The organism is Pseudomonas sp. AB6 (assembly GCF_034314105.1).
Taxonomy (GTDB): domain Bacteria; phylum Pseudomonadota; class Gammaproteobacteria; order Pseudomonadales; family Pseudomonadaceae; genus Aquipseudomonas.
The window spans coordinates 231,943-256,400 of sequence record NZ_JAVIWJ010000001.1 but is presented as its reverse complement, the minus strand read 5'-3'; the positions used below and the strand labels follow the sequence as shown (position 1 = coordinate 256,400).

General features: G+C 52.8%; 24 protein-coding genes. 6 read left to right on the top strand and 18 right to left on the bottom strand.

The window, feature by feature from the left end:
* The first annotated feature begins 1 nt into the window (after position 1).
* Entirely contained in the window at positions 2–1,399 is a 1,398-nt protein-coding gene (locus tag RGW60_RS01275) for an amino acid permease (RefSeq protein WP_322201406.1), read from the top strand.
* A gap of 36 nt (positions 1,400–1,435) precedes the next feature.
* Here the strand turns inward: RGW60_RS01275 and RGW60_RS01270 are convergent, their stop codons facing one another.
* The 10 genes from RGW60_RS01270 to hmpA all read right to left on the bottom strand — a co-directional run bounded on the left by RGW60_RS01270 (position 1,436) and on the right by hmpA (position 11,121).
* On the bottom strand, positions 1,436–2,074 hold the full coding sequence (locus RGW60_RS01270; RefSeq protein WP_322201404.1) for a hypothetical protein: 639 nt from the start codon (positions 2,072–2,074) through the stop codon (positions 1,436–1,438).
* Entirely contained in the window at positions 2,071–2,706 is a 636-nt protein-coding gene (locus RGW60_RS01265; RefSeq protein WP_322201403.1) for a CatB-related O-acetyltransferase, read from the bottom strand. Before RGW60_RS01265 ends, RGW60_RS01270 begins: the two co-directional genes overlap by 4 nt.
* 73 nt (positions 2,707–2,779) lie before the next feature.
* Positions 2,780–3,673 carry a glycosyltransferase family 2 protein gene (locus tag RGW60_RS01260; protein WP_322206820.1) on the bottom strand — a complete coding sequence of 298 codons (894 nt, stop codon included), beginning with the start codon at positions 3,671–3,673 and terminating at the stop codon, positions 2,780–2,782.
* A 308-nt stretch (positions 3,674–3,981) separates the two neighbouring features.
* A complete protein-coding gene (gene cyoE, locus RGW60_RS01255) occupies positions 3,982–4,869 on the bottom strand; it encodes a heme o synthase (protein WP_322201402.1) in 888 nt (295 codons plus the stop codon).
* 9 nt (positions 4,870–4,878) lie between these two features.
* The gene (gene cyoD / locus RGW60_RS01250) at positions 4,879–5,241 is read right to left on the bottom strand and encodes a cytochrome o ubiquinol oxidase subunit IV (RefSeq protein WP_322201401.1); all 363 of its coding nucleotides are present in this window, start codon (positions 5,239–5,241) and stop codon (positions 4,879–4,881) included.
* Positions 5,242–5,856: a cytochrome o ubiquinol oxidase subunit III gene (locus tag RGW60_RS01245; RefSeq protein ID WP_322201399.1), complete on the bottom strand. Its 615-nt coding sequence runs from the start codon at positions 5,854–5,856 to the stop codon at positions 5,242–5,244.
* A 3-nt stretch (positions 5,857–5,859) separates the two neighbouring features.
* Complete coding sequence (gene cyoB / locus RGW60_RS01240) at positions 5,860–7,836, bottom strand: cytochrome o ubiquinol oxidase subunit I (protein WP_322201398.1); 1,977 nt, start codon at positions 7,834–7,836, stop codon at positions 5,860–5,862.
* 3 nt (positions 7,837–7,839) lie between these two features.
* Positions 7,840–8,778: a ubiquinol oxidase subunit II gene (cyoA, locus tag RGW60_RS01235; protein ID WP_322201397.1), complete on the bottom strand. Its 939-nt coding sequence runs from the start codon at positions 8,776–8,778 to the stop codon at positions 7,840–7,842.
* A gap of 466 nt (positions 8,779–9,244) precedes the next feature.
* Positions 9,245–9,754, bottom strand: a complete 510-nt coding sequence (locus tag RGW60_RS01230; RefSeq protein ID WP_322201396.1) for a disulfide bond formation protein B — start codon at positions 9,752–9,754, stop codon at positions 9,245–9,247.
* Between the two features lie 185 nt (positions 9,755–9,939).
* Entirely contained in the window at positions 9,940–11,121 is a 1,182-nt protein-coding gene (gene hmpA / locus RGW60_RS01225; protein WP_322201394.1) for an NO-inducible flavohemoprotein, read from the bottom strand.
* A gap of 292 nt (positions 11,122–11,413) precedes the next feature.
* Here hmpA and RGW60_RS01220 point away from each other — a divergent pair, with 292 nt between their 5' ends.
* The 4 genes from RGW60_RS01220 (at position 11,414) to RGW60_RS01205 (ending at position 14,695) form a co-directional block, all read left to right on the top strand.
* A complete protein-coding gene (locus RGW60_RS01220) occupies positions 11,414–12,313 on the top strand; it encodes a chemotaxis protein (protein WP_322201393.1) in 900 nt (299 codons plus the stop codon).
* 226 nt (positions 12,314–12,539) lie between these two features.
* The gene (locus RGW60_RS01215; protein WP_322201392.1) at positions 12,540–12,863 is read left to right on the top strand and encodes a hypothetical protein; all 324 of its coding nucleotides are present in this window, start codon (positions 12,540–12,542) and stop codon (positions 12,861–12,863) included.
* 100 nt (positions 12,864–12,963) lie between these two features.
* A complete protein-coding gene (locus RGW60_RS01210) occupies positions 12,964–13,722 on the top strand; it encodes a YkgJ family cysteine cluster protein (RefSeq protein WP_322201390.1) in 759 nt (252 codons plus the stop codon).
* A gap of 10 nt (positions 13,723–13,732) precedes the next feature.
* Complete coding sequence (locus tag RGW60_RS01205; protein WP_322201389.1) at positions 13,733–14,695, top strand: GlxA family transcriptional regulator; 963 nt, start codon at positions 13,733–13,735, stop codon at positions 14,693–14,695.
* A 21-nt stretch (positions 14,696–14,716) separates the two neighbouring features.
* Here RGW60_RS01205 and RGW60_RS01200 read toward each other — a convergent pair whose 3' ends face one another.
* The 7 genes from RGW60_RS01200 to RGW60_RS01170 all read right to left on the bottom strand — a co-directional run bounded on the left by RGW60_RS01200 (position 14,717) and on the right by RGW60_RS01170 (position 21,518).
* Complete coding sequence (locus RGW60_RS01200) at positions 14,717–14,953, bottom strand: hypothetical protein (protein WP_322201387.1); 237 nt, start codon at positions 14,951–14,953, stop codon at positions 14,717–14,719.
* Between the two features lie 118 nt (positions 14,954–15,071).
* A complete protein-coding gene (locus RGW60_RS01195) occupies positions 15,072–16,064 on the bottom strand; it encodes a fimbrial protein (RefSeq protein WP_322201386.1) in 993 nt (330 codons plus the stop codon).
* The gene (locus tag RGW60_RS01190; protein WP_322201384.1) at positions 16,061–16,852 is read right to left on the bottom strand and encodes a molecular chaperone; all 792 of its coding nucleotides are present in this window, start codon (positions 16,850–16,852) and stop codon (positions 16,061–16,063) included. Before RGW60_RS01190 ends, RGW60_RS01195 begins: the two co-directional genes overlap by 4 nt.
* On the bottom strand, positions 16,849–19,299 hold the full coding sequence (locus tag RGW60_RS01185) for a fimbria/pilus outer membrane usher protein (RefSeq protein ID WP_322201381.1): 2,451 nt from the start codon (positions 19,297–19,299) through the stop codon (positions 16,849–16,851). The genes RGW60_RS01190 and RGW60_RS01185 overlap by 4 nt, the downstream gene beginning before the upstream one ends.
* Before the next feature lie 224 nt (positions 19,300–19,523).
* Positions 19,524–20,273 (bottom strand): molecular chaperone, encoded by a 750-nt coding sequence (locus tag RGW60_RS01180; protein WP_322201379.1) that lies wholly within the window; start codon positions 20,271–20,273, stop codon positions 19,524–19,526.
* Positions 20,274–20,333: 60 nt separating this feature from the next.
* The gene (locus RGW60_RS01175) at positions 20,334–20,915 is read right to left on the bottom strand and encodes a fimbrial protein (protein WP_322201377.1); all 582 of its coding nucleotides are present in this window, start codon (positions 20,913–20,915) and stop codon (positions 20,334–20,336) included.
* A 288-nt stretch (positions 20,916–21,203) separates the two neighbouring features.
* Positions 21,204–21,518 (bottom strand): hypothetical protein, encoded by a 315-nt coding sequence (locus tag RGW60_RS01170; protein ID WP_322201375.1) that lies wholly within the window; start codon positions 21,516–21,518, stop codon positions 21,204–21,206.
* A gap of 668 nt (positions 21,519–22,186) precedes the next feature.
* Between RGW60_RS01170 and RGW60_RS01165 the strand changes: the two genes are divergently transcribed.
* Entirely contained in the window at positions 22,187–23,722 is a 1,536-nt protein-coding gene (locus RGW60_RS01165; protein WP_322201374.1) for a sensor domain-containing diguanylate cyclase, read from the top strand.
* A 55-nt stretch (positions 23,723–23,777) separates the two neighbouring features.
* Here RGW60_RS01165 and RGW60_RS01160 read toward each other — a convergent pair whose 3' ends face one another.
* On the bottom strand, positions 23,778–24,248 hold the full coding sequence (locus tag RGW60_RS01160; RefSeq protein WP_322201373.1) for a PA2169 family four-helix-bundle protein: 471 nt from the start codon (positions 24,246–24,248) through the stop codon (positions 23,778–23,780).
* Between the last annotated feature and the right edge of the window lie 210 nt (positions 24,249–24,458).

Here is a 24,458-nt window from a genome sequence, read left to right as displayed (position 1 = left end):
AATGACAGGTGAAGACCTGACGCCAGGCTTGCTCAAGCGTGGCTTGAAAAACCGCCACATCCAGCTGATTTCGCTCGGTGGCGCGATTGGTACCGGGCTGTTCCTTGGCTCTGCGGGCGTCCTCAAGTCGGCCGGTCCGGCAATGATTTTGGGATATGCCATTTGTGGTTTCATTGCGTTTTTAATCATGCGTCAACTGGGCGAGATGATTGTCGAGGAGCCCGTGGCCGGCTCTTTCAGTCACTTCGCGCATAAGTACTGGGGCGGATACGCGGGCTTTTTATGTGGCTGGAATTACTGGGTGCTGTATGTGTTGGTCGGCATGGCCGAGCTTACGGCCGTCGGTAAATACGTTCAGTTTTGGTGGCCGGATGTGCCGTCCTGGGTCAGTGCTGCGGTATTTTTCGTGTTGGTCAACTTGATCAATCTGACCAACGTGAAAGTCTTCGGCGAAACCGAGTTCTGGTTTGCGATCATCAAGGTGGTCGCCATCATCGGCATGATCGTACTCGGCGGATATCTGCTGATCAGTGGCACCGGTGGCCCGCAGGCATCGTTCAGCAACCTGTGGAGCCACGGCGGCTTCTTTCCCAACGGATTCAGCGGGCTGTTGATGTCGCTGTGCTTCATCATGTTTTCGTTCGGCGGGCTGGAGTTGGTGGGTATCACTGCCGCAGAAGCAAGTGAGCCACGCAAAGTCATTCCCAAAGCGATTAATCAGTTGGTGTTCCGCATCCTGATTTTCTACGTCGGCGCACTCACCGTACTGCTGGCGCTGTATCCATGGGATTCGTTGCTGCAAACACTGGGCGCTTCCGGCGATGCCTACAGCGGTAGCCCTTTTGTGCAGATTTTCGCTCTGATTGGTAACGACACTGCGGCACAAATTCTTAACGTTGTGGTGCTGACGGCGGCGCTTTCGGTCTACAACAGCGGCGTGTACTGCAACAGTCGCATGCTTTTTGGACTGGCCGAACAAGGTGATGCCCCTAAAGCGCTAATGAAGCTGAACAAACAAGGCGTACCCGTGTTGGCAATCGGAGTTTCGGCGTTAGTGACCTTGCTGTGCGTGGTGGTCAACTACCTGGCGCCGCAAAAAGCGCTGGAGTTGTTGATGGCGCTGGTCGTCGCGTCTCTGATCATCAACTGGGTCGTGATCAGCCTGACCCACCTGAAGTTCCGTAAAGCCATGACCGAGCAAGGCGTTGTGCCTGGGTTCAAGGCGTTTTGGACACCGTTCAGCAACTACTTGTGCCTGGCGTTCGTGGCATTGATTCTGATCATGATGTTGATGATTCCGGGGATCGCCATTTCGGTCTACATCATGCCGGTGTGGATTTTGTTCATCCTGGGGCTGTACCGACTGCGCATGGGGCGTCAGGTAGTGAAGATGGCGTGAGGATCGAAACGAGAAATCTGCGGCATACGGGCTTCATCAGATGGGCGGTTTGAGCTGCAGCTGCACTTGAGGTGTCCGCCATTCCGGCTGTTTGAAGGCCCGATCACCGCCAGAAAGGGTCACGGCTATTCGGTTCAGTAGATTCTCGGCGGTGTATTTGGTGGTGGTGGCGTTGAACGCCATGAACGCCAATCCAAGCACCAGCGCAGCAGGAGGGATTTTACGGATTTCGAGGCCCTCCACGCTGAACAGAAACACGCAAGCGGCCAAGGAACCAAGAAGAGCCCCCGCAATCGCCTCTTGCAGAGGATGTACAAACGGTGCCACACAGTACGTGGCGAACCACCAACCCATCATCAGCCCCACACCAGCCGCCGGCCAACGCAATCGAGGATCGATTTGACGGGCAAGCAAGCTCAATACCACGGTAAGTACCAGGCAGGTGTGCATCGCGTGGCCGCTGATAACTGAAATATTGAGGCTGAGCAGGCCGATGCCCCAGCCCTTGAACAAAATCTTACTTATTCCAACGACCACGTAGACCGACAGCATTGTCGCCAACCACAGCAATGCCGAGCGTTTGGACCCGGATACGTAAAGCCAAATGCCAACGACAATCGCGGCAGGAAGCATAACCGTGATGCCACCGTACTGAGCAAAATGTGCCAGCGTCATCCCAACCCCTGCTCCACGTTGCGCTCATTGATATAGCGGACGAACCCGTCAATATCCGCACTGCACAAGGTTCTCGCCATTGCCTTGACCTCCTCGATGGGCCAGTCCCACCATGCCGATTGCAGCAACGTCGCGCGGGTTTCTTCGTCAAAGCGCCAGCGAATGAACTTACAAGGGTTGCCGCCAACCACAGAGAAGGGCGCAATGTCTCGGTTCACAATCGCACCGGCGGCGACGATAGCGCCATGACCGACGGTGACGCCGGAGAGGATCATTGCATCGGTGCAAATCCAGCAATCACTCCCGATGACCACGTCGCCCTTGCTGGTCGAGAAGTCGAGGATATCGTTGACTTCGCTGATCATCGCCGGAAATGGATAAGTGCTCACCCAATCAGTGTGATGCTCACCTCCCAGCAGAATTTTGACCCCCGTAGCAATTGACGTATAGGCGCCGACTTTCAGGACAGCATCATGACCAAACTTGATAACCTCAGGAATACCGTAAGTGCCAACGCCGAATGAATACTTCGGGTAGCGCAGTCTAATTTTCTCGGGTAACCGATGAAGCTTGTCCATGCCATTGAGCTGTTTTTTTGTCCGCCTTTCTTTTAAAGCCTCAAGAAATTTCATGGCCGTGTTCTATCGAAGATGGGAGTGAGACCGGAAACATTTCGGTAAAGTTCCAAGCAGCGACAACGCCCGACTAGCGGTGCAACAGCAGCCGTTTCAATCGGCGAAAAGTGGTTTTGTTAAAACGGCGAAGGGGGATGGCTCGTAACAATCGCCACGCGTCTTTTTTGTCAGTAACGACCGCGTATTTAAGCGCTTTATTGAGGATTACAGCCCTGCCCTTCTCATACCCAGGGTGCGACTGATAAGGGCTGATTGCCTTCATATCAGCGTCCAGTAGCACTTTATATCGACGAGACAGGTTATTCGGATGACGTCGATAACGGGTAACACTTATCGGCAATATGTGTATCTGATAACCCTGATCGGCTATTTTCAACGTCATCTGGAAGTCTTGGACTTTGATGCTCGGCTCGTAAAACCCGGCTGCCCGGAGCGCGTCCATTCGGTACAACGAAACCGGGGCACCCACCACAATGGCGTTGCTCAGAATCTCGTCGAAACCCAAGCGCTGGATTTGCGCCGACTTCTGCGTTTTGACGTTATTGCCCTCACTGTCCATGTAGACGACCAAGGCGCCAACACAGCCCACTTCAGGATGTTTATCCAGGTAGTCAGCCCTTACCCGCACGGACTCTGGAAGCATGATGTCGTCTAGATCCGGGGTGGATACATATTCACCTTGCGCATGCTTCAACCCGTAATTCAGGGCAGCGCTCACGCCTTGGTTTGGCTGTGTATAAAGCTGAAAATCGTAAGTGCTTTGCAGGGCCTCTAACATGGCATAGCTGTTATCAGTCGACCCGTCGTCGACAATAATAACTTCTACATTGCTATAGTCTTGGGCAAAAATGCTTTTAAGCGCCTCCTCCAAGTATTTTTCCGCGTTATAACAAGGCGCAACAATGGACACAAGCGGACCGACATCCGCCGCTTGTTCTTTCCTGGAAGTAAGGTGTTCGGTCATCATTTGATGTTTCTACTGGAGTCTATCGACAGCGGCGCCGGACAAGGCGAGTCGCAGTCATTTTGGGGTCCACTCTGCTCCAGTCATCAGACCAGACAATATCGGAGCGGCGGCGAAACCATTCTTCCATGGGCGTCGAGCGCCCCTATCATGCTGTAACGTGATGGCTTTTGCCATCGCCTCATCGCCACTTTTACAGTTCGCTCGTTTTGCCTGACGTTGCTGAACGAAGATTACCCAACCAAGCCATAAAAAAAGCCCCGCTCTTTATCGGAGCGGGGCGTCTCTGTTCAAGCATCTGCGTAGGTTCAACGTGCGTAAGTAACCAGCAACTCACTTGGCACCTGAAAATCAACTGACATCATCACACTAAGAGCAGTGATGGTTAGAATGGAGAATACAAACAGTTTACGTGCCCAAATAGTGTCGTCCACCGCTTTATAGCCCGTCCAGGCCATATACAACCAGTACATTCCCATCCCTGCAGCAACGGCCAGGTAACTAAAGCCGGCATAACCACCGATCGTCAACATCAGCGTTGCTACCAGAAACGCCAAGATGTAGATCAGGATGTGCCGCTTGGCGACGACAATACCGCGCAGCACCGGAAGCACCGGGATCGACGCAGCTCGGTAATCGTTGAAGCGAAAAATCGCGATGGCATAGGAATGCGGCATCTGCCACAAACTGAACATCACCAGCAACGTCAGCGCCGCCATATCGAAGCTGTTGCTCACCGCCACGTAACCAATCACCGGTGGCATGGCTCCAGATAGACTTCCAACCAACGTGCCATGCACCGATTTGCGCTTTAGGTACAGGCTGTAGAAGCCGACGTAAATCACAAATCCAATGACTGCAAAAAGCGCTGCCAGCGGGTTGGCCTTGGTATAAAGCAAGCCCACCCCGGCGACGCCCAAAACGGTGGCGTAGAGCAAGGCCAGCTTCAACGAAACCAACCCCTGCACCAGCACCCGATTCTTGGTTCGTTCCATTTTCACGTCGATGTCGCGGTCAATACAGTTGTTAAAAACGCAACCTGACGCAACTACCAACGAGGTGCCTATTACCGCAGCCAAGAACACGCCGAAGTCGACATGCCCTTTAGAAGCCAAGAAGAAGCCACCTGCCACCGAAAGCACATTACCGAAAATGATCCCCGGCTTGGTGATTTGGATAAAGTGCTTAAGGGACATTCAGATTCCTCAGTGCGCCATCATGTTCGTGTGGATGCTGTACATCACCCACAACGACAGGCCGACCACGATCACGATGATCAGGGCAGTGAAGGCAAAAGCGACAATATTCCAACGCTGTTCGGACGACCTGTTCATGTGCAGGAAGAACACCAGGTGGACAAATATCTGTACCACTGCGAACAACACTACGATTGCCAATGTGACCGGCTGAGCGAAGATCGGGTGCATCAGCAGACCGAACGGAATCACCGTAAGGATCACCGACAGGAAAAAACCGATAGCGTAGGACTTCAAGCTGCCGTGGTCGGCACCTGCACTGCCGACATGCGCGTGTTCGGCGCCAGCATGGCTGATATTAGCGTGATCCATTTACAGTGCTCCCATCAGGTAGACAACGGTGAACACGCAGATCCAAACCACGTCCAGGAAGTGCCAGAACAAACTCAGGCAGCTCAAACGGGTCATGTTGGTTGCGGTCAGACCTTTCTTCTTGATCTGGAACATCAGCACGGCCATCCAGATCAAACCAGAAGTCACGTGCAAACCGTGGGTCCCCACCAGCGTGAAGAAGCCGGACAGGAAGGCGCTGCGATCAGGACCAAAGCCTTCAGCGATCAGGTGATGGAATTCATTGATTTCCATGCCGATGAAGCTGAGACCCAACAAGAAGGTCACGATCAACCAAGCGATCACGCCCTTCTTGTTGCCTTTGTGCATCGCCAACATGGCGAAACCGTAGGTGATACTGCTGAACAGCAGGCAGAAGGTTTCTACCAAAACGTAAGGCAGCTCGAAGATATCTTTGCCCGACGGGCCACCTGCAACGTTGTTGCTCAGCACCGAGTAAGCGGCGAAGATCGTCGCGAACAAGATGCAGTCGGTCATCAGGTAGATCCAGAAGCCGAACACGGTCATTGACCCGGCATCCTCGTGCCCATGCTCCTCAGCATGGGCAATCTGGCTTTCTAATACTAAGTTCGACATGGTTTAAGCCTGCTTAGCCATAAGTTGAAGGCGTTCGTTTTCGATTCGCGCGACTTCTTCGGCAGGGACGTAGTAGTCGATGTCGTCGTCGTTCGAGCGAATGATGAAGGTTGCCACCATCCCGACCAGACCGATCGCAGCTAACCACCAGATGTGCCAGATCAAGGCAAAACCGAAGATCAGGCTGCCAAAGCCGATGTAGAAGCCCACGCCAGTGTTACGCGGCATGTGGATTTTTTTGTAATCCGCGGCAGTTTTGGTCTTGATCCCGCGCTCTTTCATGCCCCAATACGCATCCAGATCGTCAACAACCGGCTGCTCGGCAAAGTTGTAGAACGGTGGAGGCGAAGAAGTTGACCACTCAAGGGTGCGGGCATCCCACGGATCGCCAGTGAGATCACGGTTCTTCTCGCGGTCACGGATGCTGACAACCAGTTGAATGAGCTGGAACGCGATGCCGCACATGATGACCAACGCGCCAACGAAGGCCGCGATGAGCCAAGGAGTCCATTGCGGATTATCGGTATGGTTCAGGCGACGGGTCATACCCATGAAGCCCAGTACGTAGAGCGGCATGAATGCCAGGTAGAAGCCGACGATCCAGCACCAGAATGCGTACTTGCCCAGGCGCTCGTTAAGCTTGAAGCCGAATGCTTTCGGGAACCAGTAGGTGAAACCTGCCAGGTAACCGAATACCGCACCACCGATGATCACGTTGTGGAAGTGAGCGATCAGGAACAGGCTGTTGTGCAACACAAAGTCAGCACCCGGAACCGCCAGCAGTACGCCGGTCATGCCGCCGATAGTGAAGGTTACGATAAAGCCCAACGTCCACAGAACTGGTGTGGTGAATTCAAGCCGACCGCGGAACATGGTGAACAGCCAAGTGAAGATCTTCACTCCCGTGGGAACGGCAATAATGATCGTCATGATTCCGAAGAACGCGTTGACGTTGGCACCCGAACCCATTGTGAAGAAGTGGTGAAGCCAAACAACGAACGACAAAACAGTGATTGCGATAGTCGCATAGACCAACGATTTGTAGCCGAACAGTGTTTTCTTGGTAAACGTCGACGTCACTTCCGAGAACACACCGAATGCCGGCAGGATCAGGATGTAAACCTCTGGATGGCCCCAGGCCCAGATGAGGTTGACATACATCATCGGGTTGCCACCAAGCTCGTTGGTGAAGAAGTGCATGCCCAGATAACGATCAAGCGTCAGCAGAATCAAGGTGGCGGTGAGGATCGGGAACGATGCCGCGATCAAGATCGCGGTGCACAGGCAGTTCCAGGTGAACACCGGCATTTTCATCAAGGTCATGCCAGGTGCGCGCATTTTCAGGATGGTGACAATGAAGTTCACCCCCGTCAGCAACGTACCCAACCCGGATAACTGCAAGGCCCAGATGTAGTAATCAACCCCCACGCCCGGGCTATAAGCCAGGCCGGAGAGCGGTGGATAGGCAACCCAACCGGTACGGGCGAATTCGCCGATACCCAGTGACAAGTTGACCAATACCGCACCGACAACGAACAACCAGAAGCTCAACGAGTTGAGGAACGGGAAGGCAACGTCTCGAGCACCAATCTGCAGCGGTACGACGATGTTCATCAGGCCGACCACAAAAGGCATCGCCATGAAGAAGATCATGATCACACCGTGCGCGGTGAAGATCTGGTCGTAGTGTTCCGGTGGCAGGTAGCCTTCACCGCCGGAGCTGGCCAGGGCCAACTGTGAGCGCATCATGAGGGCGTCTGCAAAACCACGCAGCAGCATGACCAGCGCAACGACGATGTACATCACGCCGATTTTCTTGTGGTCAACCGAAGTCAACCATTCAGACCACAGGTAAACCCATTTGCGGTTGTAGCTTATTAAAGCGATCACTGCCGCACCAACCAGCGCGATGACGCACAGCGTCACCATCACTATCGGAACATGGAAGGGAATCGCGTCCAGCGTTAATTTACCGAACATCTGTTACTCCTCTGCCCCGGCAGCCGAATGCTTAGTCATGTCCATACCCGTCATTTCACTCTTCTCACCTGCCTCATGCTTCATCCCGGCGCCTTTGTTCATTCCTTCATACTTATCGATGATGGTCTGGAACAGATCTGGCTGAACGGTGGCGAAGTACTCCACAGGGTTTTTCACGCTTGGCTTGGCGAGTTCGTTAAATTGCATCAAGTCGAGCTGATTTGGTGCTTTCTTGGCGGCAGCAACCCAGGCGTCAAAATCAGCCTGGGAGGTAGCGTATGCCTTGAATTTCTGGTCAGAAAACCCCTCGCCAGTGAGGTTGGCTGCCATACCGTCGTATACATGATTCTCGTTGGAGATCAGGTGCAGTTTGGTTTCCATACCGGCCATGGCGTAGATCTGACCGCCCAGGCCTGGGATGAAGAATGAACCCATCGTCGCGTCGGATGTGATCCGAAAGTTAACCGGTACGTTAGCGGGAAACTTGATTTCGTTGACCGTGGCAATGCCCAAGTCCGGGTAGATGAACAGCCATTTCCAGTCGATCATCACTACTTCGATGGTGACTGGTTTGATGGCCGACTCAAGCGGTTTGTAGGGATCGAGGTCGTGAGTTGATTTCCAGATCAAAATGCCCAACGCAATAACGATAACGGTCGGGACGCCCCAGACAATGGCTTCAATTTTATGCGAGTGTGCCCAGTCTGGTGCGTACGTAGCTTGAGTGTTCGAGGCGCGATATTTCCAGGCGAACACAAACGTCATGACGATCACAGGCACGACGACTAACAACATCAGCACGGTGGCGGTGATGATCAGGTTCTTCTCGTCAACGCCTATCTGCCCTTTGGGATCAAGGACGGACATACCACAACCACTGAGCGCGAGTGTGCTCAAAAAGGCTAAGAAGCCTAGTAATCTGGGGTACCCTTTTCTACTCATCTCACGACCTCTAAAGCAGCTTGCGCAGTCAGTTGGATTTCGAACGCAGACACTAAAGCCTGCCGGTGTTGGCGTTTTTTTTGATTTGAATAAGGGCGTGCCTGAGCAGCTCAAGAGCCGAACGACAAATCCGAAATTATCTGTGTTTTCTTATTTGAATGGTGGCAACGGCCTGGTTGGCAGACCAATTCCATTTGGTGCGGATATTCTGAGGTGTCAACGCCTGATGCTGGCGCGCTCTACAAAGGTGGTAGAGACGCCGAGGGCATCGTTTCTTCCATAGCGCGTGCGGTGCTGACTGGTTAATGCTGGCGATTGTAGATAGGTAACCTTTTGCTGACTATGACTCATTCAGCAATAGTTCATATCAGAATCTGCAAAAATCAATTACCAAGGTGAACACGGTACAGATGAGCGCCCTAATCTCCACAGGAAATGTAAGGCGTTCGAAGTCTATACCTCAAGTTCAACGACTACTACGGCGATTGTGCAAAATTCCCAACGGGACCAACACCACCGTCAATACAAATGCGACCAACGCCCACTCAGCCAATGATAATCCTAGTATTGGCGGATAAGGCGTAGTGCAGAAGCCATCCACTTGGAATCCCAGCGGAAATAAATAGGCCAACGGCATACTGTCCACGATAGGTTGAAGCACATCGATACCGCAGCTTTCTATGGGATGCGCAAGGATGTACGCGTGGCGCCCTGCAACCATGGCGCCGCCTATTGCACTGAGCATCACCAACCCCTCGAACACCGTAATGCTGAGGCGACCCGGCATCAGAGCGCCAATGAACGCAAAAATGGCAATAAACAACAACGCATAACGTTGCAGGATACACAATGGGCACGGCGCCTCTTCCAGTACCACCTGCATGTACAAAGCGCCTCCGATCATCGCAAGGCAAATCACCCCTAGCATCACTAGAAATTTTTTCTCGCGCCCCAGATACATTAAGTTATCGCTCATCCCTTTACCCTTTAAATGGTCTGACACAGAGTGTAAATGCTCAACGGACGAATCGCCCGCGATAATCATGGGCAGTCGTTACCAACTCAAGCGCAAATCACCGCAAGGATAAATCGAATCGACCGATGGCATCACACTGACATCTATCGAGGATGAGACATGTTGAGCGCGTACTTCAACAATCTTTATTCAAGCGCAGAAGCCGGGCCGAAGAACTCGTAACGACTTTGCTGCTCAGGCACACCCGCCGCCTTGAGCTGGCGCTTTACCGCCGCCATAAATCCTTTCGGCCCCAGGAAGTAAGCATCCAGATCACGGTCTTCAGGCAACCATTGCTCCAGTCGTTGTTGATCTAATAATCCCACTGAATGCGCGGGAGAGCTAACGCCATCGTCTTCGGCGTAGCAATAGAAGTGCTTCAACTGCGGATAAAGACTGGCAAGGCCATCAACCCAACCCCGGAAAGCATGCACACTGCCATTGCGCGCGCAGTGAATAAAATGCACTGGCCGCGAAGTCGCCAACGCGGTTTCAAGCATCGCCAGTGTCGGCGTAATGCCTACCCCGCCGCTGATCAACACCAGCGGTTTTAGGCTATCGGTCAGTGTGAATTCTCCTGAAGGCGTAAAGAGATTAATGCGCTCGCCGACGTGCAAGTGGTCATGCAGAAAATTCGACGCCAAGCCGTTGGGCTCACGCTTGACGCTGATACGGTACTGGCAGCCATCGGCTACCGCAGACAACGAATAGTTGCGGCGCGTCTCTTCGCCATTAATGAAGAGTTGCAAGCCAATGTATTGGCCAGCGATGTGACCCAGAACAGCCTCACCATCGACAGGCACAAAATGGAACGAGGTAATCTCAGCACTTTCATCAACGCGGCGAGCCACCTTGAATTCCCGCGCCCCGCGCCAGCCGCCCACAGCGTCGGCTTTCTCCTCGTAAATCACCTGCTCCGCGCCAATCAAAATGTCGGCGAGCTGTTTATACGCATTGCTCCAGGCCCGCAAAACTTCAGGTGTTGCGATGTCACTGCCCAGCACTTCTTCAATGGCGCGAATCAGGCAGGTACCTACGATGGGGTAGTGGTGCGGCAAAATCTGCAAAGCGATGTGCTTATTGATGATTTTTGCAAGCAGTCCGCCCAGTTGCTCTAGTTCGTCGATGTGGCGCGCATACATCAATACGCCGTTAGCCAGCGCTCTAGGCTGATCACCACTGGCTTGGTGAGCCTGGTTAAATAAAGGCCGCACCTCCGGGTACTCTCTCAGCATCATTTGGTAGAAATACGTGGTCAACGTTTCGCCGCCGCTTTCGAGGAGTGGCACAGTGGATTTAACAATGGCACGATCATGAGCGCTTAACATGGGGATGACTCCTAAGCCGCAAGGCTTGATAACAGGTACCTTGCCCCATCAGTTTTCATGCCATATTTTAAGTCGTTATAATTCAACATATTAGGAAATATATATCAAATTGACCCCACTCAAATACAAGTCATAAAGACTCACAAATGTCTTTATGACTACATATGTTACAAATGGTCGATGATCTTAGGCACAAAAGCGGCTCAAGCCTGCTTCAGGCAAGTCGATAACCCGACATCGAAAGCTGTTCGCCGCTCATGTATAGCGACGCCTTTAATTTCAGAAGGTTGATATGTCCTCGAATAAAGCCCGCGCAGATTCTCTATCGCTGCTGCTGTTCACCTTGCGCAGCGGCAAAATGATGGCAATCAATTTGCTCAAAGTCAGCGAAATTATCCCTTGCCCTCCCCTGACCCGTTTACCCGAATCCCATCCACACGTTCAGGGCGTCGCTATCCTGCGGGGGGCGTCGTTGTCGGTGATCGATCTTAGCCGCGCAATCGGTGAGCAACCGTTGGTAGATCCATCGGGTGGGTGCCTGATCGTCACAGATGTGAGCCGTTCCAAGCAGGGTCTGCACGTCCAGGCGGTGAGCAAGATCGTTCACTGCTTGACCACCGACATCCGCCCACCGCCTTTCGGCTCGGGCAATAGATCGTTTATCACGGGCGTAACCCAGGTTGACGGCGTACTGGTACAGGTGCTGGATATCGAAAAAGTTATTCACGGCATCGCGCCGGCTAGAATCGTCAACGAACCCGTGCACTTGAGCGAAGAAGAAGCGCGAGTCTTGTCTAAGGCGAATATCCTGTTGGTCGATGACAGTCAGGTTGCCATGCAGCAATCGCTAATAACACTGCGCACCCTGGGAGTCCATTGCCACACGGCACGCAGCGCCAAGGAGGCCATCGATCAACTGCTTGAGCTGCAAGGCACTGCCGAGCAGATTAATGTGGTGGTTTCTGACATTGAAATGTCGGAGATGGATGGCTACGCTTTTACCAGAACGTTACGCGAAACACCGGATTTCAAGGACTTATACGTGCTTCTGCACACCTCCCTGGATAGCAAAATGAACAGCGAAAAAGCAAGTGCAGCCGGAGCAAACGCAGTGCTTACTAAATTTTCTTCTCCCGAGTTGACCAAGTGCTTGATTCAAGCGGCCCGAACGGTCGAGGCCCAAGGCATCTAAATCACCCTATTGAGACGAAGTCTCGCTAACACCGCCGCATGTTTCGTCTGCGTGACGCAGCCAGCGTCGATCTCAAAGTGCCGGAGACCCATCACGCCGCTTCACGCCTGAATGAAACATCTGGCATGCGTTATGTCCAACGCATTGCCGTTATACGACGAATTCCTACCGAGCTTGTCTGCCATAATTTGGCATCCAATGGATACTGCTCAAAAAGGAAATCGACATGAAAGCATTCGCGCTATTGCTCACAGGCCTTACGGTTATTGGCAGCCAAGCCAATGCATCCAGCGATCAGGCCTGGAAAGATCTGGATAACGCCGTCATCGCTAGCTGTGTCAAGGCCAGCCAACTAAAAGACGTAAAACCCGCAGGCGCCGCAGCGCTATTCGACGACAGCATCGGTTACAGCGCGCTTGTGCTCAAAGGGCACTACCCACAACCACACATGAAAAACAAAGTCGGCACCGAGCTGTGCCTTTATCAGCGCCAAAGCAAAACGGCGGTGGTGACCGAGTGGGACTTAATGCTGACCCCGGCGAAAAAGTAAGATCAATGGCTTATAACTTGCTTCAAAATCTGCCTCGGCAGTGACGATGCGGGTAAATCTGTCACCGTCACAACGTGCATTTTTTGGGCTTTCTACTTTGATGAAGACTCAGTTTGCCTGCGTAGGTTGCGGAAAATGCTGCAACGACCATCACGTCCCGCTGACATTACTCGAGGCCGGACAGTGGACGGCCGATGGCGGTACGGTGATCATCTTGGCCGAAGCTTTCCTTGAGGATGGATACGGCGTAATAGCCGTGCAACGCACCCACGCACAACGCCGTTCACTCAAAGTCCTCAGCGGCAGCGCGACCGCTTATGTTGCTATCACGTTCGCCGCTTATAACGTCGGACCTTGCCGGAATCTTGACGCAGAAAATATGTGCCGTATTTATGAGCGTCGTCCTCTGGTCTGCCGAATTTACCCAATGGAGATCAACCCGCATATCCCTCTAAAACCCGAGAGCAAGGATTGTCCGCCTAACGCATGGGAACAGGGACCGGATCTCATCCTTGGAAACGCGGTGGTCGACGCTCATCTGATGGCACTCATCGAACAATCGCGGCTAGCCGATCACGATGAGGTTGCTGCTAAAAACGCCATTTGCGATGTGCTGGGTATCCGCACCGCCGCACTCAAGGGCGACGGTTTCACTGCCTATTTGCCGGACATGACTGCCTTCGCCGGTGCCATGCAAGAAGTTGCCGATTTTCCTACGTCTGCGCAATCATCCGTCGAGTCCAACTGGTCATTCCACGTGTCGGGCCCGGAAATTATAGATACCTTGCAGTTAGCCGGAGCTCAGGTCGTAACCCATGAACCTCTGAACTACACCTTTATTTCCTTACGGAACACATGAACGACCATCAATGAAAAGTGTGGCGATTGTGATCTTTCCCGGCGTCCAGTCATTAGATGTCGCGGGACCATTAGATGTGTTTGCTGAGGCTAACCGTTTTGTACCTGCGGCTAACGGCTATCGCATCATTACGATCGGCACCGCTTCCTATCCGATCATGGCGTCCAACAGCATGCCGCTGGGTGCCGAGGTCGCTATTGAAGACGCCCCTCATCAATTTGACGTGGTGCTGGTGCCCGGAGGCCCGCTGTTGCCTGAAAGCATGCCTCAGCCTGCGATAACCAAGTGGTTGCGTAAAGCGGCGCCGCTCGCTGGGCGCTATGGGTCTATTTGCACCGGAGCGTTTATTTTGGGACATGCCGGGCTGCTTGATGGCAAACAGGCCGCCACTCATTGGAGCCATGCACGCCAACTGGCCGAGCAATTTCCTCTGGCGCGGGTTGAGCCTGACCGAATTTATGTGCGCGATGGTGCGCTCATGACCTGCGCAGGGGTTACTGCCGGAATCGACATGGCTTTGGCATTAGTCTCGGAAGACCACGGGGCAGCGGTGGCATTGGCGGTAGCCAAGCGCTTGTTGGTGGTGGTGCAGCGTCAAGGGGGACAATCGCAGTTCAGCCCCTACCTGACAGCGCCCGACAATGAAGGTTCGCCGGTGGCAAAAATCCAGCGCTACGTCATGGAACACATCGCCGAGCCGTTCTCTGTGGAGCGGCTGGCACAAGTGGTTGCGATGAGTCCGCGAAGTTTTGCGCGAATCTTCGCCCGAGACGCGAAAGTGACCCCGGCTGAATTCGTGCAACGGGCGCGGATCGACGCCGCGCGTCATTTACTCGAAGGCAGCCAATTGGCGATCAAGGCCGTGGCCTATCATTGCGGATTTGGCAGTGCCAGCCGCATGCGCCTGATTTTCAGCCAGCGACTTGGGGTAACCCCTACCCAGTACCGCGAACGCTTTCAACAAAATGCATAAGCGTAACTACAAGGTCAGGAATCAGCGCTTACCCATGGACTTGCGAGTGCCATGCGGCGCGGCGCCCGGGATCTTGTTGTGGCTGGCTTTGCCGGACTTCTTGTAATACGGCTCTTCCAAGGTCTTCACTGGCGTGAATTCAGCAGCTTTGAACGAAAACTTGAAGTCCGGAATGATCGCAGTTTTTTTACCTGCAACGATCTCGGCGCCCTGTTCGGCGACGGCTTCAGGAGCTGGCGTGTGTTCGGGGGTAGTCATGGAAGCTCCAAAAGTATCGAGTCTGTCGTAGGGCGATGATGGGCGGTCACCCAAGGCCGCGCAGCATACCTGAATCCTGGACGGCCTGCCGGCACCGCCTCCGACCTCCCATCGCCTTCTATTTGTAAAACAGGTCGATGATGACTTCGGCCTCGAATGCACCCGCTTTGGGGTTGGGGGTTTGCCAAACAAGTTCAGCGTCGAAATCAGCTTTGGCGGACGAGTCATTCCCCAACAGATCGGCCAAATGGAAAGGCTGGTTATAAGGCAGCGTGGCGCCGTTGCCGGAGTTGACAATGCGAATGCCAACGCCGTCGTTGGCTACCGGAACCAGAAAGTCGCCCGATATGATGCCCGATACCGGTTTGAACTGCGCACCGAGGCTGAAAGGCGTGTCACAGGTACGGTTGGTCATCAAAGAAAACGGGCGCCGATCAATCACCCGGCCCACAGCTACCTGCTGAATACCTATTGCGCCAAACTCGACAGTCTCAGGAATCACCTGCAACTCAGCATCACAGGCAACAAACCGCAGGCCACTAAGGTTGTTAATAACGTAGCTGAGGTTATAACCAGGCAGAGGATTCAGCCCCTCCGCGCTGTCCAGTTGCAGCAGTCGGTAATCCTGCAACTGACTGGCCACACCCGAAGGCGGCGTAGGACCAGATTTCTCTATGAACACCGATAAGGCCAAGTTGAAGTTTATACGCGGACAGGCATCGATATTCGACGCCCCTTCATTGCACACTGGCAGGCTTTGTCCGGTGCCAATCCGACCACTGCTTTGAAGATAATCGACGCCATTAAAGGTCAGTCCAACCCTGATACCTTGCCCTACTAACCTGTTGTCCGGGTTAAGGTAAACGAACACTTCTTCCTGTTGCGCCTGCAAACCATCCTTGAAGCACTCAACCTGAACATTGAACTGATCCGAGCGCCAGACAACAGTGCCTTCAGGAGCTGACGCGGGTATAGCAACGGTGCTACCCAGATCAGCTTGAATTACGGAAGATCCGGTCCCCTTGTCTTTGCATACCAACGCAAAACTGGTTACCGGAGTGAACAGTAACAGCGCCGAGATTAGGGAGCGAATGCAGCAGATGTGGGTCATGGTTGTACGTCCTTGATAAATGCGGCGGTCGGCCGCAAACGAGCGTTGAACGGCAAACGCTCTTCAACCTCAGCGCTGTAGTAGCGCGGACCGCCATAGTCGGTGAGTGCCTTGAAGGACAAGTGATGCCACCCTGGATTGCCAGGTGCGACAGCACCCAGTGGCAAGCTGAGGGTCACCCCCGGTGGTAGCAATTGGTAATCGCTGACGAGATGTTTCCCATTCGCGCCATCGAGTTGCACGTGCTGTAGTGAGGCATGGTAGGCAGTGGGATTACTGACCCGCAGAAAGCTCGCGCCCTCTTCATCACGCATCACACTCCACAGCAACGCTTCGGCAGTTTGCGCAGGGTCGCCAGACAAGCCCGGAGGTCGATAAAACACGTTGATGCGTTGGCGAATCGCAATGCTCAGCTGGTTTTCACCCGCCGCCCGCCGGGGGATTTCCATCACGTACAAATGCAGCAATGACTCACGCTGCAGCGGCCTGCCAACACCTTCATACAGAAGACGCAATGCCTGCTTGCGGTTGGCCGACAGTTGCGACAAGTGTGGCGTTACGGCAAAAGGCAGGTCGTTAGACTGATCGGCGTCAATGTCTTCAGCATCGCTGAGCCACGCCTGCAGCAGCACTTCATGATTGCTGCGATTAACGACTTCAATGCTCACTTCACGAAAGTTGCCGTCGAAGATCAATCGTGTTCCGCTCAAAGATACGGCGGCCTGCGCACCAGGAACGTTCAGCAAAAGGCCCACCGCCAACCACCCTAAAATTCCCAGCCGAATCATTGGCAAGTGACCTTCAATCGCTCATAGGCGCGGACCGGATCTTTAGGCGGCAAGCGGTAGGACGCCTGGCAGCTTTGATCGGACCACTTAACTCGCAGCACACCTATGTCCTGATCACTCAACACCAGCGCACGACTCGTGGGATCGACCACTGCCAACGACTTTCCATGTTCGTCTTCCACACTGGCGCCCAGCGGCACTTTGCTGCCATCCACGCGCACTAACTCAAATTGAATACGACGTCCTATCGATGCGTTGAAATGCACAACACTTACAGCACCGCGCCTGGGCACTACCTGAACGATAGCGTCTTCAACATCAATGTCGGCTCCTAACTGCCGCGTATCGAGTGCGACCCAATTAGTGCGATAGGGCTGGGCATAAGGCAACACTGCATAACCATTGGCCGATGTTTCGACGTTGTTGTAGTTGGTCAGCTTCGCGCCGCTGATCTGTGGCACCTCAACCAGCGCAAAGGTTTCACCCAAGGGTTGCCCGAAGTTAATCCCGCCACTATGTCCGACCAATGACCCGGAGGCACCCAGGCTTATCGCATCGTAATTACGACCTTGGCTATACCCCGCTTCGAAACGACCGTACGGCTTCGTGGTCGTAAGTTTCCCCGAACCAAACGAACCGGCACTACGGTCTTGTCCGGCCTGGACCGAGTAAAAGGTATTTCTGTCGTCTAGCACTTGGCCGTTGAGCCCCGCTTGGGCGTTGTAATCGCCGCCGCTGTCGCGTACCAGATTGAACGAAGCCCTGGACGATTTCGAGCTTGACCCCAGTGGCACTGTTAGCCCTACTGAGAGGCGATGGTCGGTACCCGCTTGTCCATCTGCATTCATCTGCTGATTACGCTCAATCGACAGGCTATAGCTGATGGTTTTCCAAGCAGCGTTGTACGACAAGAAAAGCTGGCGCGTGTTACCCGGTAGATTCCAGTAACGCTGATCGCTGGCTGTGAGACTTAACGAACCCGACAGTGCAGGCAATGACTGACTGATGTTGAGTTCAAGGCGGTCTTTTGCCCGACCGACCCCGGTTTGACCGATACGCTCGGCCTGTTCATTAACATGGTCTTCCAGCGTACGAAATTGGTCTGTGGAATAACGATATCCCGCGACGGCAAGGGTGGTGCGGGTCATATCAAGGGTGTTGGCGTAACGCAGGCGCAGGCTCCGCCCTTGTTGAGATTGCTCGCGCTGCGCACTGACGGACTGAGTGAGGTCCGCAGAAAAAGCACCCATGGGTGAGTTGATACCGGCACCGAGATTGGCCGCCTGATAATCCTGCGCCCATTGCACACCGCCAAAACCTGTTAGCCGCTCGGACACACCGTAAACCAGCGTACCCGTGGTGAAAGCGGGGGTCGCCTGATAGTCACTGTTGCTGTCGTATTGCCCGAGCGCGAAGCTGTAGCGCAATGCTCCCTGCGGCACCATGACGGGTAGCGATGCAAACGTCTGAGTGTATGAACGCGTAGTTCCGTTCGCTTCGACGACAGTTACCAACAGATCGCCATTGGAGCCGCTGGGGTAAATGTCATTGATTTCGAACGGGCCGGGAGAAACGGTGTTGCTGTACAGCAAATAACCGTTTTGGCGGACTTCCACCGTGGCATTGGTCTGGGCAATACCGCGAATGGTCGGAGCATATACCCGCTCACTGTCAGGCAACATGCCATCATCCGAACCAATCTCGGCGCCTCTAAAACGCACGCTGTTGAAAATTAATGAATTGGAATACACCTCACCGAGGGTGAGCTGGCTTCTAAGTGCCGTCAGGTCACGCTGGGCATAGGTGCGATTAGTGGTGAATTGGTAAGGCTTATTACCGCCATACGTCAACGAGGATTCATTACGCAGGCGCCAGGCACCTAGATTAAAACCATTGCGCAGCCCCAAATAGTATTGATCATTTTGCTCTTGCTGATTGTGCCGACGCACAGCACTGAAGTTGTAATTGATAAACCCCGCTGTTTCGCCTTCGTCCCACAGTTCTGGCGCCACGTAACCCCGAGCGCTGCGCGCCATCGCAGCCTGTGGCACGCTGATAGACAAGCGAAGATTATTGGGTTGGTACTCGACACGGGCAAACTCGACGTGAGCTGGCAGATCGAAACATGTCGCGGGCAGGCTGTCGCGTCCAAGCGTTGCAGGCTGCTGCAAACGGTCAATATCAAGACCAAAACTTTGAAGCATGTCCAGCGTCAGACATGGCTCGACCCGCTTGGACGTGGGGCTTTGCAAAAAGCCGATATCACGACGCCCGGCCAAGGTGCGATTGACATAAACGTCGATGCTGTAAGTACCGGGCAATACGCTGTTCCCGCGTAGAAACGCGTCAAGATCCGCCGGCTCGTTAGTACCCTGAATAAAGGCGGTGTTGAAGGTGACGGAAGCGGGTTGATCGGCGGCAGCGATTACAGGAGTCGTTAACGCCATGGCAATGCCAATACGAAGACCACTTAGCTTAATCCATGCACTCTCTGCAACCGGGTTTGCGATGAATCGTTTACTGTTAAGCGTGTACCATTCCATGTGCTGTTATCACTCAATCCTTGGGGTACTGTCACGCCGCAGAGTCCTTTCGCACAGGCGCAACCCGCCGAGGATGCGCACAGGTCGCAACTCGGATGCTCGGTATATAAAGGGGGTTCTTTTACTCGCTATTGAGTAACACGATCGCTTTTGTTAGTTAGAACAGCATTGGCCATGTCATGCCCATTTAATAGGGCGCGATATTGCACTTGCCCGCCGAAGTCATTGATGCTGATAAAGCTTACGGACACCGATCGGCCTTTCTGCAGTTTGGTCAGCGCAAGCTCCAAGGATTGTTTCGGCGCCAACATATGGCTCTCCTTACTCATCACCTGACTTATACCGTCATGCGCTTCAATTCTGACCATAGACACATGATAAGAACCTGGATTACTCACCTGCAGAACGCCGTTTCGCAAAAGTCGCCATTGCAGTTGCTGCGGCGCTTGGGACGGTACATCGCTTAATCCCTCAGGGCGGAAAAATACTTTGATGCGCTGACGAATAGCGATCTGCAACGCATTTGCGGCGGCAGTTTGTGGGATCTCTTGAACATTGAGCCAGAAAACTGATTCGCGATCCTGAGGCATGTCGGCACCGGCATACATAATCCTTAGGAGTTGCTTACCGTGGCCAGGCATACGAGTTAAGGCTGGAATGATCACAAACGGCAAATTTGAAGTCTCTTCGGCAGCGGCCTCGAGCCAGGATTGCAAAAGGATTTCCCCGCCCCCGCTGTTGTGAACGCCGAAACTGACTTCTTTGTCCTGCGCCGGATAGATGATACGGGTGGTATTGAGAACAATACCCGCCTGAACGCTGACGGCCGTTAGGAACGCCAGTAATAAGCAGGCATATTTAATAAGGGTGAAACGCATGATGACCGTCGCCTGAAACCGAAGTGTGACGGGGTGAGAAGACTCGCCCCGTCAAGGTTGTTACTCGTAGTCCAGTACGAAAGGCATGAAGCCGTCAGCGTTACCTGGATTAGTTGGCGTACCGTTCAATACATAGACTGCGCCGAAATTCAGCTCAGCCGTTGCACCTCCGGTGCCATCCTTGATCAACGGTTTGTCGATGGTTTCAGTACCGCTCAAGTCCATAATTTGGTTCTGAGCGTTCAGCAGGCCGATACCTACGCCGTCGGCAGCGCCCGTAGTACGCAACAGTTTGGAGTCGTTGTTGTCCAGACCGCTACCCGAGCGTGCGACAAAGCGCATTTTTACCGTGCTGTATTGCTCAACGCCTGCACTGCAGTTGATCAGTAACTGAACCGGCGTAGCGGTTTCCAGCTTGGTATCGCTGGCAGCGCCAATATCGGAGAACGATACATTCCCCAGATCAACGTTAATGTCCCCATTCGGGCCCGCACCTACGCCAGCACCCGGGCCGACTGCGCAGGAAATATTAGTCAGCGTACCGTTGAACACCAATTTTCCGTTATTGGCGGCGTTGGCCGTGCTCACGGCACCCAGACCCATTGCGCCTAACACAGCTAATGCGAGAGAGAGTTTTTTCATACGAATAACATTCCTTGTGTGTGTTTATGTTTTGCCCATCACTGGACGGCCTGAACTATAACGACACGATACAAAGGCCGCTGTCAGGAAAACCACATTATTGATAAGGATTTGGCAACAGTTAGCGAAGGCCTTTTCCGTAGGCAAATTCAGATTATTGATTAAACACCTATGAACGGGGGCTTATAGCGCAGACACAGCATGTAAAACCTTGGCAAAGGTACGAGATAAAAAATTTCGCAACCTGACGCTATATAACTTGAAGCAACATTTCGAAACAGTTGCGGGCTATTGGTACGTAACGATTACAACGCTGGCAGCAGGGTTTTCGTCTGCAATACCCCCTACTAAGGAAATATCGAAGGCCATGACATCACCGCTGCAAGCATTGCGATAGCGGTCCAGAACCAAGGTGACACGGGGTAAAACCTGAATTAGCTGTACTTGCTTCAAGGTTTTTAATTCAAAAAGGTGCCGGACATCACACGATGATTCAACAACCTGTCCCCGGAAATTGAGCACGCCGCCGCTGGCCAGTACTTCGGCACTGAAAGTTAAAATAGCTATTGAAAACAGAATAAAACCTGCCGTTTTTCTGCTCATATCACTACTCCGCCTAGTCATTTTCAGCGAAAGGACAGAAAAGCTTTAAGTAGGAACTTTCCTATACTTCCTTTCAGCAACCTTTCAACAAGCGTTCAATCACCCCTATTAAAAACAACGATTTTAGAAACCTTCGACCCCTATTTTTGTTATCGACAGAAACCGTGGAGTCTTGAGTTTTCGAAGATCTGCTCGCCTACCTCAGCGGAGTTAGATCCTCTTTCGCACTGGCTGACCAAGTCGGCGGGCAAATGAAGCGAATGAAGCTGCGGATATTCGAAAGACCTTCAACAGCTATTCTAGACCACCCCGCCCCTTCACCGGCCTTGCGACACCCAATGACACTGCTTCGAGGTAGATCGCAGGCAAGCGTGCTCATGCTTCACTCCTGATCGACCGTTTTATGGCAACAGTCATCAGTGGCTTTTTTTGCTTAACGTTTTACGAGTTTCCCTGCTTAGCACGCTCTTGAGGCGTCCGCACGCAAATTGGAAATCAACCGTTTCGTCACACCAAGACAGACTTGCAATTATTTTCAAAAAACACTCTGATTCAACCTGTATATTACCCTGCAGATAAAGGCGTTTATTTCTACATAAAATGCTCAATATCCAAATAAATTCAATGAATTATAGATATTCCCAGTATTCATTTTCCGGACTTCAAAAATGGATTCAACGCTCCCCGACCATGAACTGTTAGGCGATAGGTCCAGACCGGAGAATGTTTTGATTTTCGGTAGTGCGTTAGCGGTAATCGCTATTGTGGTCATTGTCACTTCGTTACTCATTCGCGAACGCGCCAGCGCAAAAGATTTCGCCGCCCGCTCAGCGTCTAATATTGTTAAATTGATCAAGTCGGATGTGCAGCGCAACATCGACCTTTACGACACTTCATTGCAAACCATGACCAGCTCCTGGCAGCGTCCCGAGGTTCAGGCCCTCACACCACAACTGCGCCAACAGCTGTTGTTCGACCGCTTCACCGCCGCGCCGTACAAAGGCAATTTGCTTCTACTTGATCAGAAAGGTGACGTGCTCGCGGACTCTCTATCCATTGCATCGAGACCCGATAATTTCGCACACAGGGAGCATTTTCGTGCCCACCAAGCCAACCCTGGCTTGGGTTTACTAATCAGTGACCCCTTCAAATTGCGATCGGGCTATGGCGACTGGTGCATTACGGTTAGCCGACGCATGTCTTCTTCCGACGGCAAATTCATAGGTATTGCTTCGGCGGCGATGCGCTTAATATATTTCAGTAAACTGTTCCAAAGCCTGGATATCGGCAGCAACAGCTACGTTAACCTAATCAATACCAACGGATATTTACTAGCGCGACAACCCGATGTCGGCAATGAAGCCCTTATAGGCAAGGATTTCAGCCAGAGGGAAAATATCAGACGCTTTATTAAGGAAGGCAACGGGACTTTTATCAGCGTCTCCAGCTTCGACCATCAAGAGCGTTTATTCACGTTCTCAAAGGTCGGTGATCTGCCATTAATAGTGGTGATTGGGCAGTCGATGGAGGAAGTTTATGGAACGTGGCTTCGCGGAACATGGCTGGTGGGCGGTGCTACGGGCGTTCTGTGTTTAGGTATTTTTTGGTTGACGTTTCTACTATGCCGGGAGTTGAGGTTACGTCGATGCGCCGAGCAGGGGTTGGCGCAGCTAGCCTCGACCGACGGTTTAACAGGCCTCGCAAACCGCCGTCAGTTGGATAAAGTGCTTAATGCCGAATGGATGCGCGGACTTCGCTCAGGCAAAACGATGTCACTGCTGATGATTGATGTTGACCATTTCAAGGCGTTCAACGATCGCCATGGTCACTTCGGCGGAGACGAAACACTGCGTCACGTTGCAGCAGCCATTCTAGCCAATATCCGTCGTCCAACCGATCTAGCCGCTCGCTACGGAGGCGAGGAATTTTCGGTAATTTTGGCCGAGACCCCACTTGCAGGCGCGGTGCTCATCGCAGAAAAAATCCGAGCGGCTGTAGAGGCATTGCCCACGTTTTCGACTGATGAGCAGGGCGTCACCGTCAGTATCGGGGTCGCCTCCCAAGATCATGTTTCAACGAGTGACCCTGACTTGTTAATCAGCATTGCGGACGCTGCGCTTTACCAAGCCAAGCGCAATGGACGTAATCGCATCGAGTGCGCAAGCGCTTGCAATACCGCCGCCCTTCCTCATGTCTGCCTGTAATCCGTCTAATAAAAAAACGCCAGACAAGCTGACGTTTTTTACCATTACAGCCACGTTAGCTGCGCGCGCGAACCTGATCACGCAAAGCCTTCACCTGATCGTGGTTCCGTTGCGTGCCCCTCAGTTGCTCTTGAATGAGCGCAACAACATTGAAAGGTAAGTTTTTAGAAGTCGCTTTTTCTAATGCATCTTTATAAGCCTTAAGCGCATGATCTTCGCCGCGCTCAACTTCATTAAGAATAGCTTCATCACTTTTACCGGTCACCGCCGACTTCAAGTCAACCCATGCACGGTGCAGCGACGCCCCTACACTCGTGCTGTCTTCTGGATCACCACCCAACGACCGTACTTCAGCTTGAAGCTTGCGAACGGCTGCGGCACATTCTTGTGAACGAGTGATAAAAAAGCCCTTCACTGTCGGATTCTTAATGTCTTCAGCACTGGAATGAAAACCTTTTTCACCGTCTTTGCTGGTCTCGATCAGATCGTTAAGTACAGAAACGGCTTCTTTATTAATATCAGTCATTTCCAATTCCTCTTTGGTGGATGATGCTAATAAAGAGAGCAGCGACCATGCCAGCTTGTAGTCACAACAAAAAACGTTTAATTTCAAATAATTACAAATTAACTGACTAAATTAAATCGCTCTTTCTGCAAGAACTGTCGTTTAGCCTGCATGCAGAATGCACGTATCTTGCACAACGACACCGCGTGTTCGGCCAAGAGCACATCCAAC

Coding starts and splice junctions, on each gene's coding strand:
- RGW60_RS01275 (WP_322201406.1), top strand. CDS start 2: ATGACAGGTGAAGACCTGACGCCAGGCTTGCTCAAGCGTGGCTTGAAA.
- RGW60_RS01270 (WP_322201404.1), bottom strand. CDS start 2,074: ATGACGCTGGCACATTTTGCTCAGTACGGTGGCATCACGGTTATGCTT.
- RGW60_RS01265 (WP_322201403.1), bottom strand. CDS start 2,706: ATGAAATTTCTTGAGGCTTTAAAAGAAAGGCGGACAAAAAAACAGCTC.
- RGW60_RS01260 (WP_322206820.1), bottom strand. CDS start 3,673: ATGACCGAACACCTTACTTCCAGGAAAGAACAAGCGGCGGATGTCGGT.
- cyoE (WP_322201402.1), bottom strand. CDS start 4,869: ATGTCCCTTAAGCACTTTATCCAAATCACCAAGCCGGGGATCATTTTC.
- cyoD (WP_322201401.1), bottom strand. CDS start 5,241: ATGGATCACGCTAATATCAGCCATGCTGGCGCCGAACACGCGCATGTC.
- RGW60_RS01245 (WP_322201399.1), bottom strand. CDS start 5,856: ATGTCGAACTTAGTATTAGAAAGCCAGATTGCCCATGCTGAGGAGCAT.
- cyoB (WP_322201398.1), bottom strand. CDS start 7,836: ATGTTCGGTAAATTAACGCTGGACGCGATTCCCTTCCATGTTCCGATA.
- cyoA (WP_322201397.1), bottom strand. CDS start 8,778: ATGAGTAGAAAAGGGTACCCCAGATTACTAGGCTTCTTAGCCTTTTTG.
- RGW60_RS01230 (WP_322201396.1), bottom strand. CDS start 9,754: ATGAGCGATAACTTAATGTATCTGGGGCGCGAGAAAAAATTTCTAGTG.
- hmpA (WP_322201394.1), bottom strand. CDS start 11,121: ATGTTAAGCGCTCATGATCGTGCCATTGTTAAATCCACTGTGCCACTC.
- RGW60_RS01220 (WP_322201393.1), top strand. CDS start 11,414: ATGTCCTCGAATAAAGCCCGCGCAGATTCTCTATCGCTGCTGCTGTTC.
- RGW60_RS01215 (WP_322201392.1), top strand. CDS start 12,540: ATGAAAGCATTCGCGCTATTGCTCACAGGCCTTACGGTTATTGGCAGC.
- RGW60_RS01210 (WP_322201390.1), top strand. CDS start 12,964: ATGAAGACTCAGTTTGCCTGCGTAGGTTGCGGAAAATGCTGCAACGAC.
- RGW60_RS01205 (WP_322201389.1), top strand. CDS start 13,733: ATGAAAAGTGTGGCGATTGTGATCTTTCCCGGCGTCCAGTCATTAGAT.
- RGW60_RS01200 (WP_322201387.1), bottom strand. CDS start 14,953: ATGACTACCCCCGAACACACGCCAGCTCCTGAAGCCGTCGCCGAACAG.
- RGW60_RS01195 (WP_322201386.1), bottom strand. CDS start 16,064: ATGACCCACATCTGCTGCATTCGCTCCCTAATCTCGGCGCTGTTACTG.
- RGW60_RS01190 (WP_322201384.1), bottom strand. CDS start 16,852: ATGATTCGGCTGGGAATTTTAGGGTGGTTGGCGGTGGGCCTTTTGCTG.
- RGW60_RS01185 (WP_322201381.1), bottom strand. CDS start 19,299: ATGGCGTTAACGACTCCTGTAATCGCTGCCGCCGATCAACCCGCTTCC.
- RGW60_RS01180 (WP_322201379.1), bottom strand. CDS start 20,273: ATGCGTTTCACCCTTATTAAATATGCCTGCTTATTACTGGCGTTCCTA.
- RGW60_RS01175 (WP_322201377.1), bottom strand. CDS start 20,915: ATGAAAAAACTCTCTCTCGCATTAGCTGTGTTAGGCGCAATGGGTCTG.
- RGW60_RS01170 (WP_322201375.1), bottom strand. CDS start 21,518: ATGAGCAGAAAAACGGCAGGTTTTATTCTGTTTTCAATAGCTATTTTA.
- RGW60_RS01165 (WP_322201374.1), top strand. CDS start 22,187: ATGGATTCAACGCTCCCCGACCATGAACTGTTAGGCGATAGGTCCAGA.
- RGW60_RS01160 (WP_322201373.1), bottom strand. CDS start 24,248: ATGACTGATATTAATAAAGAAGCCGTTTCTGTACTTAACGATCTGATC.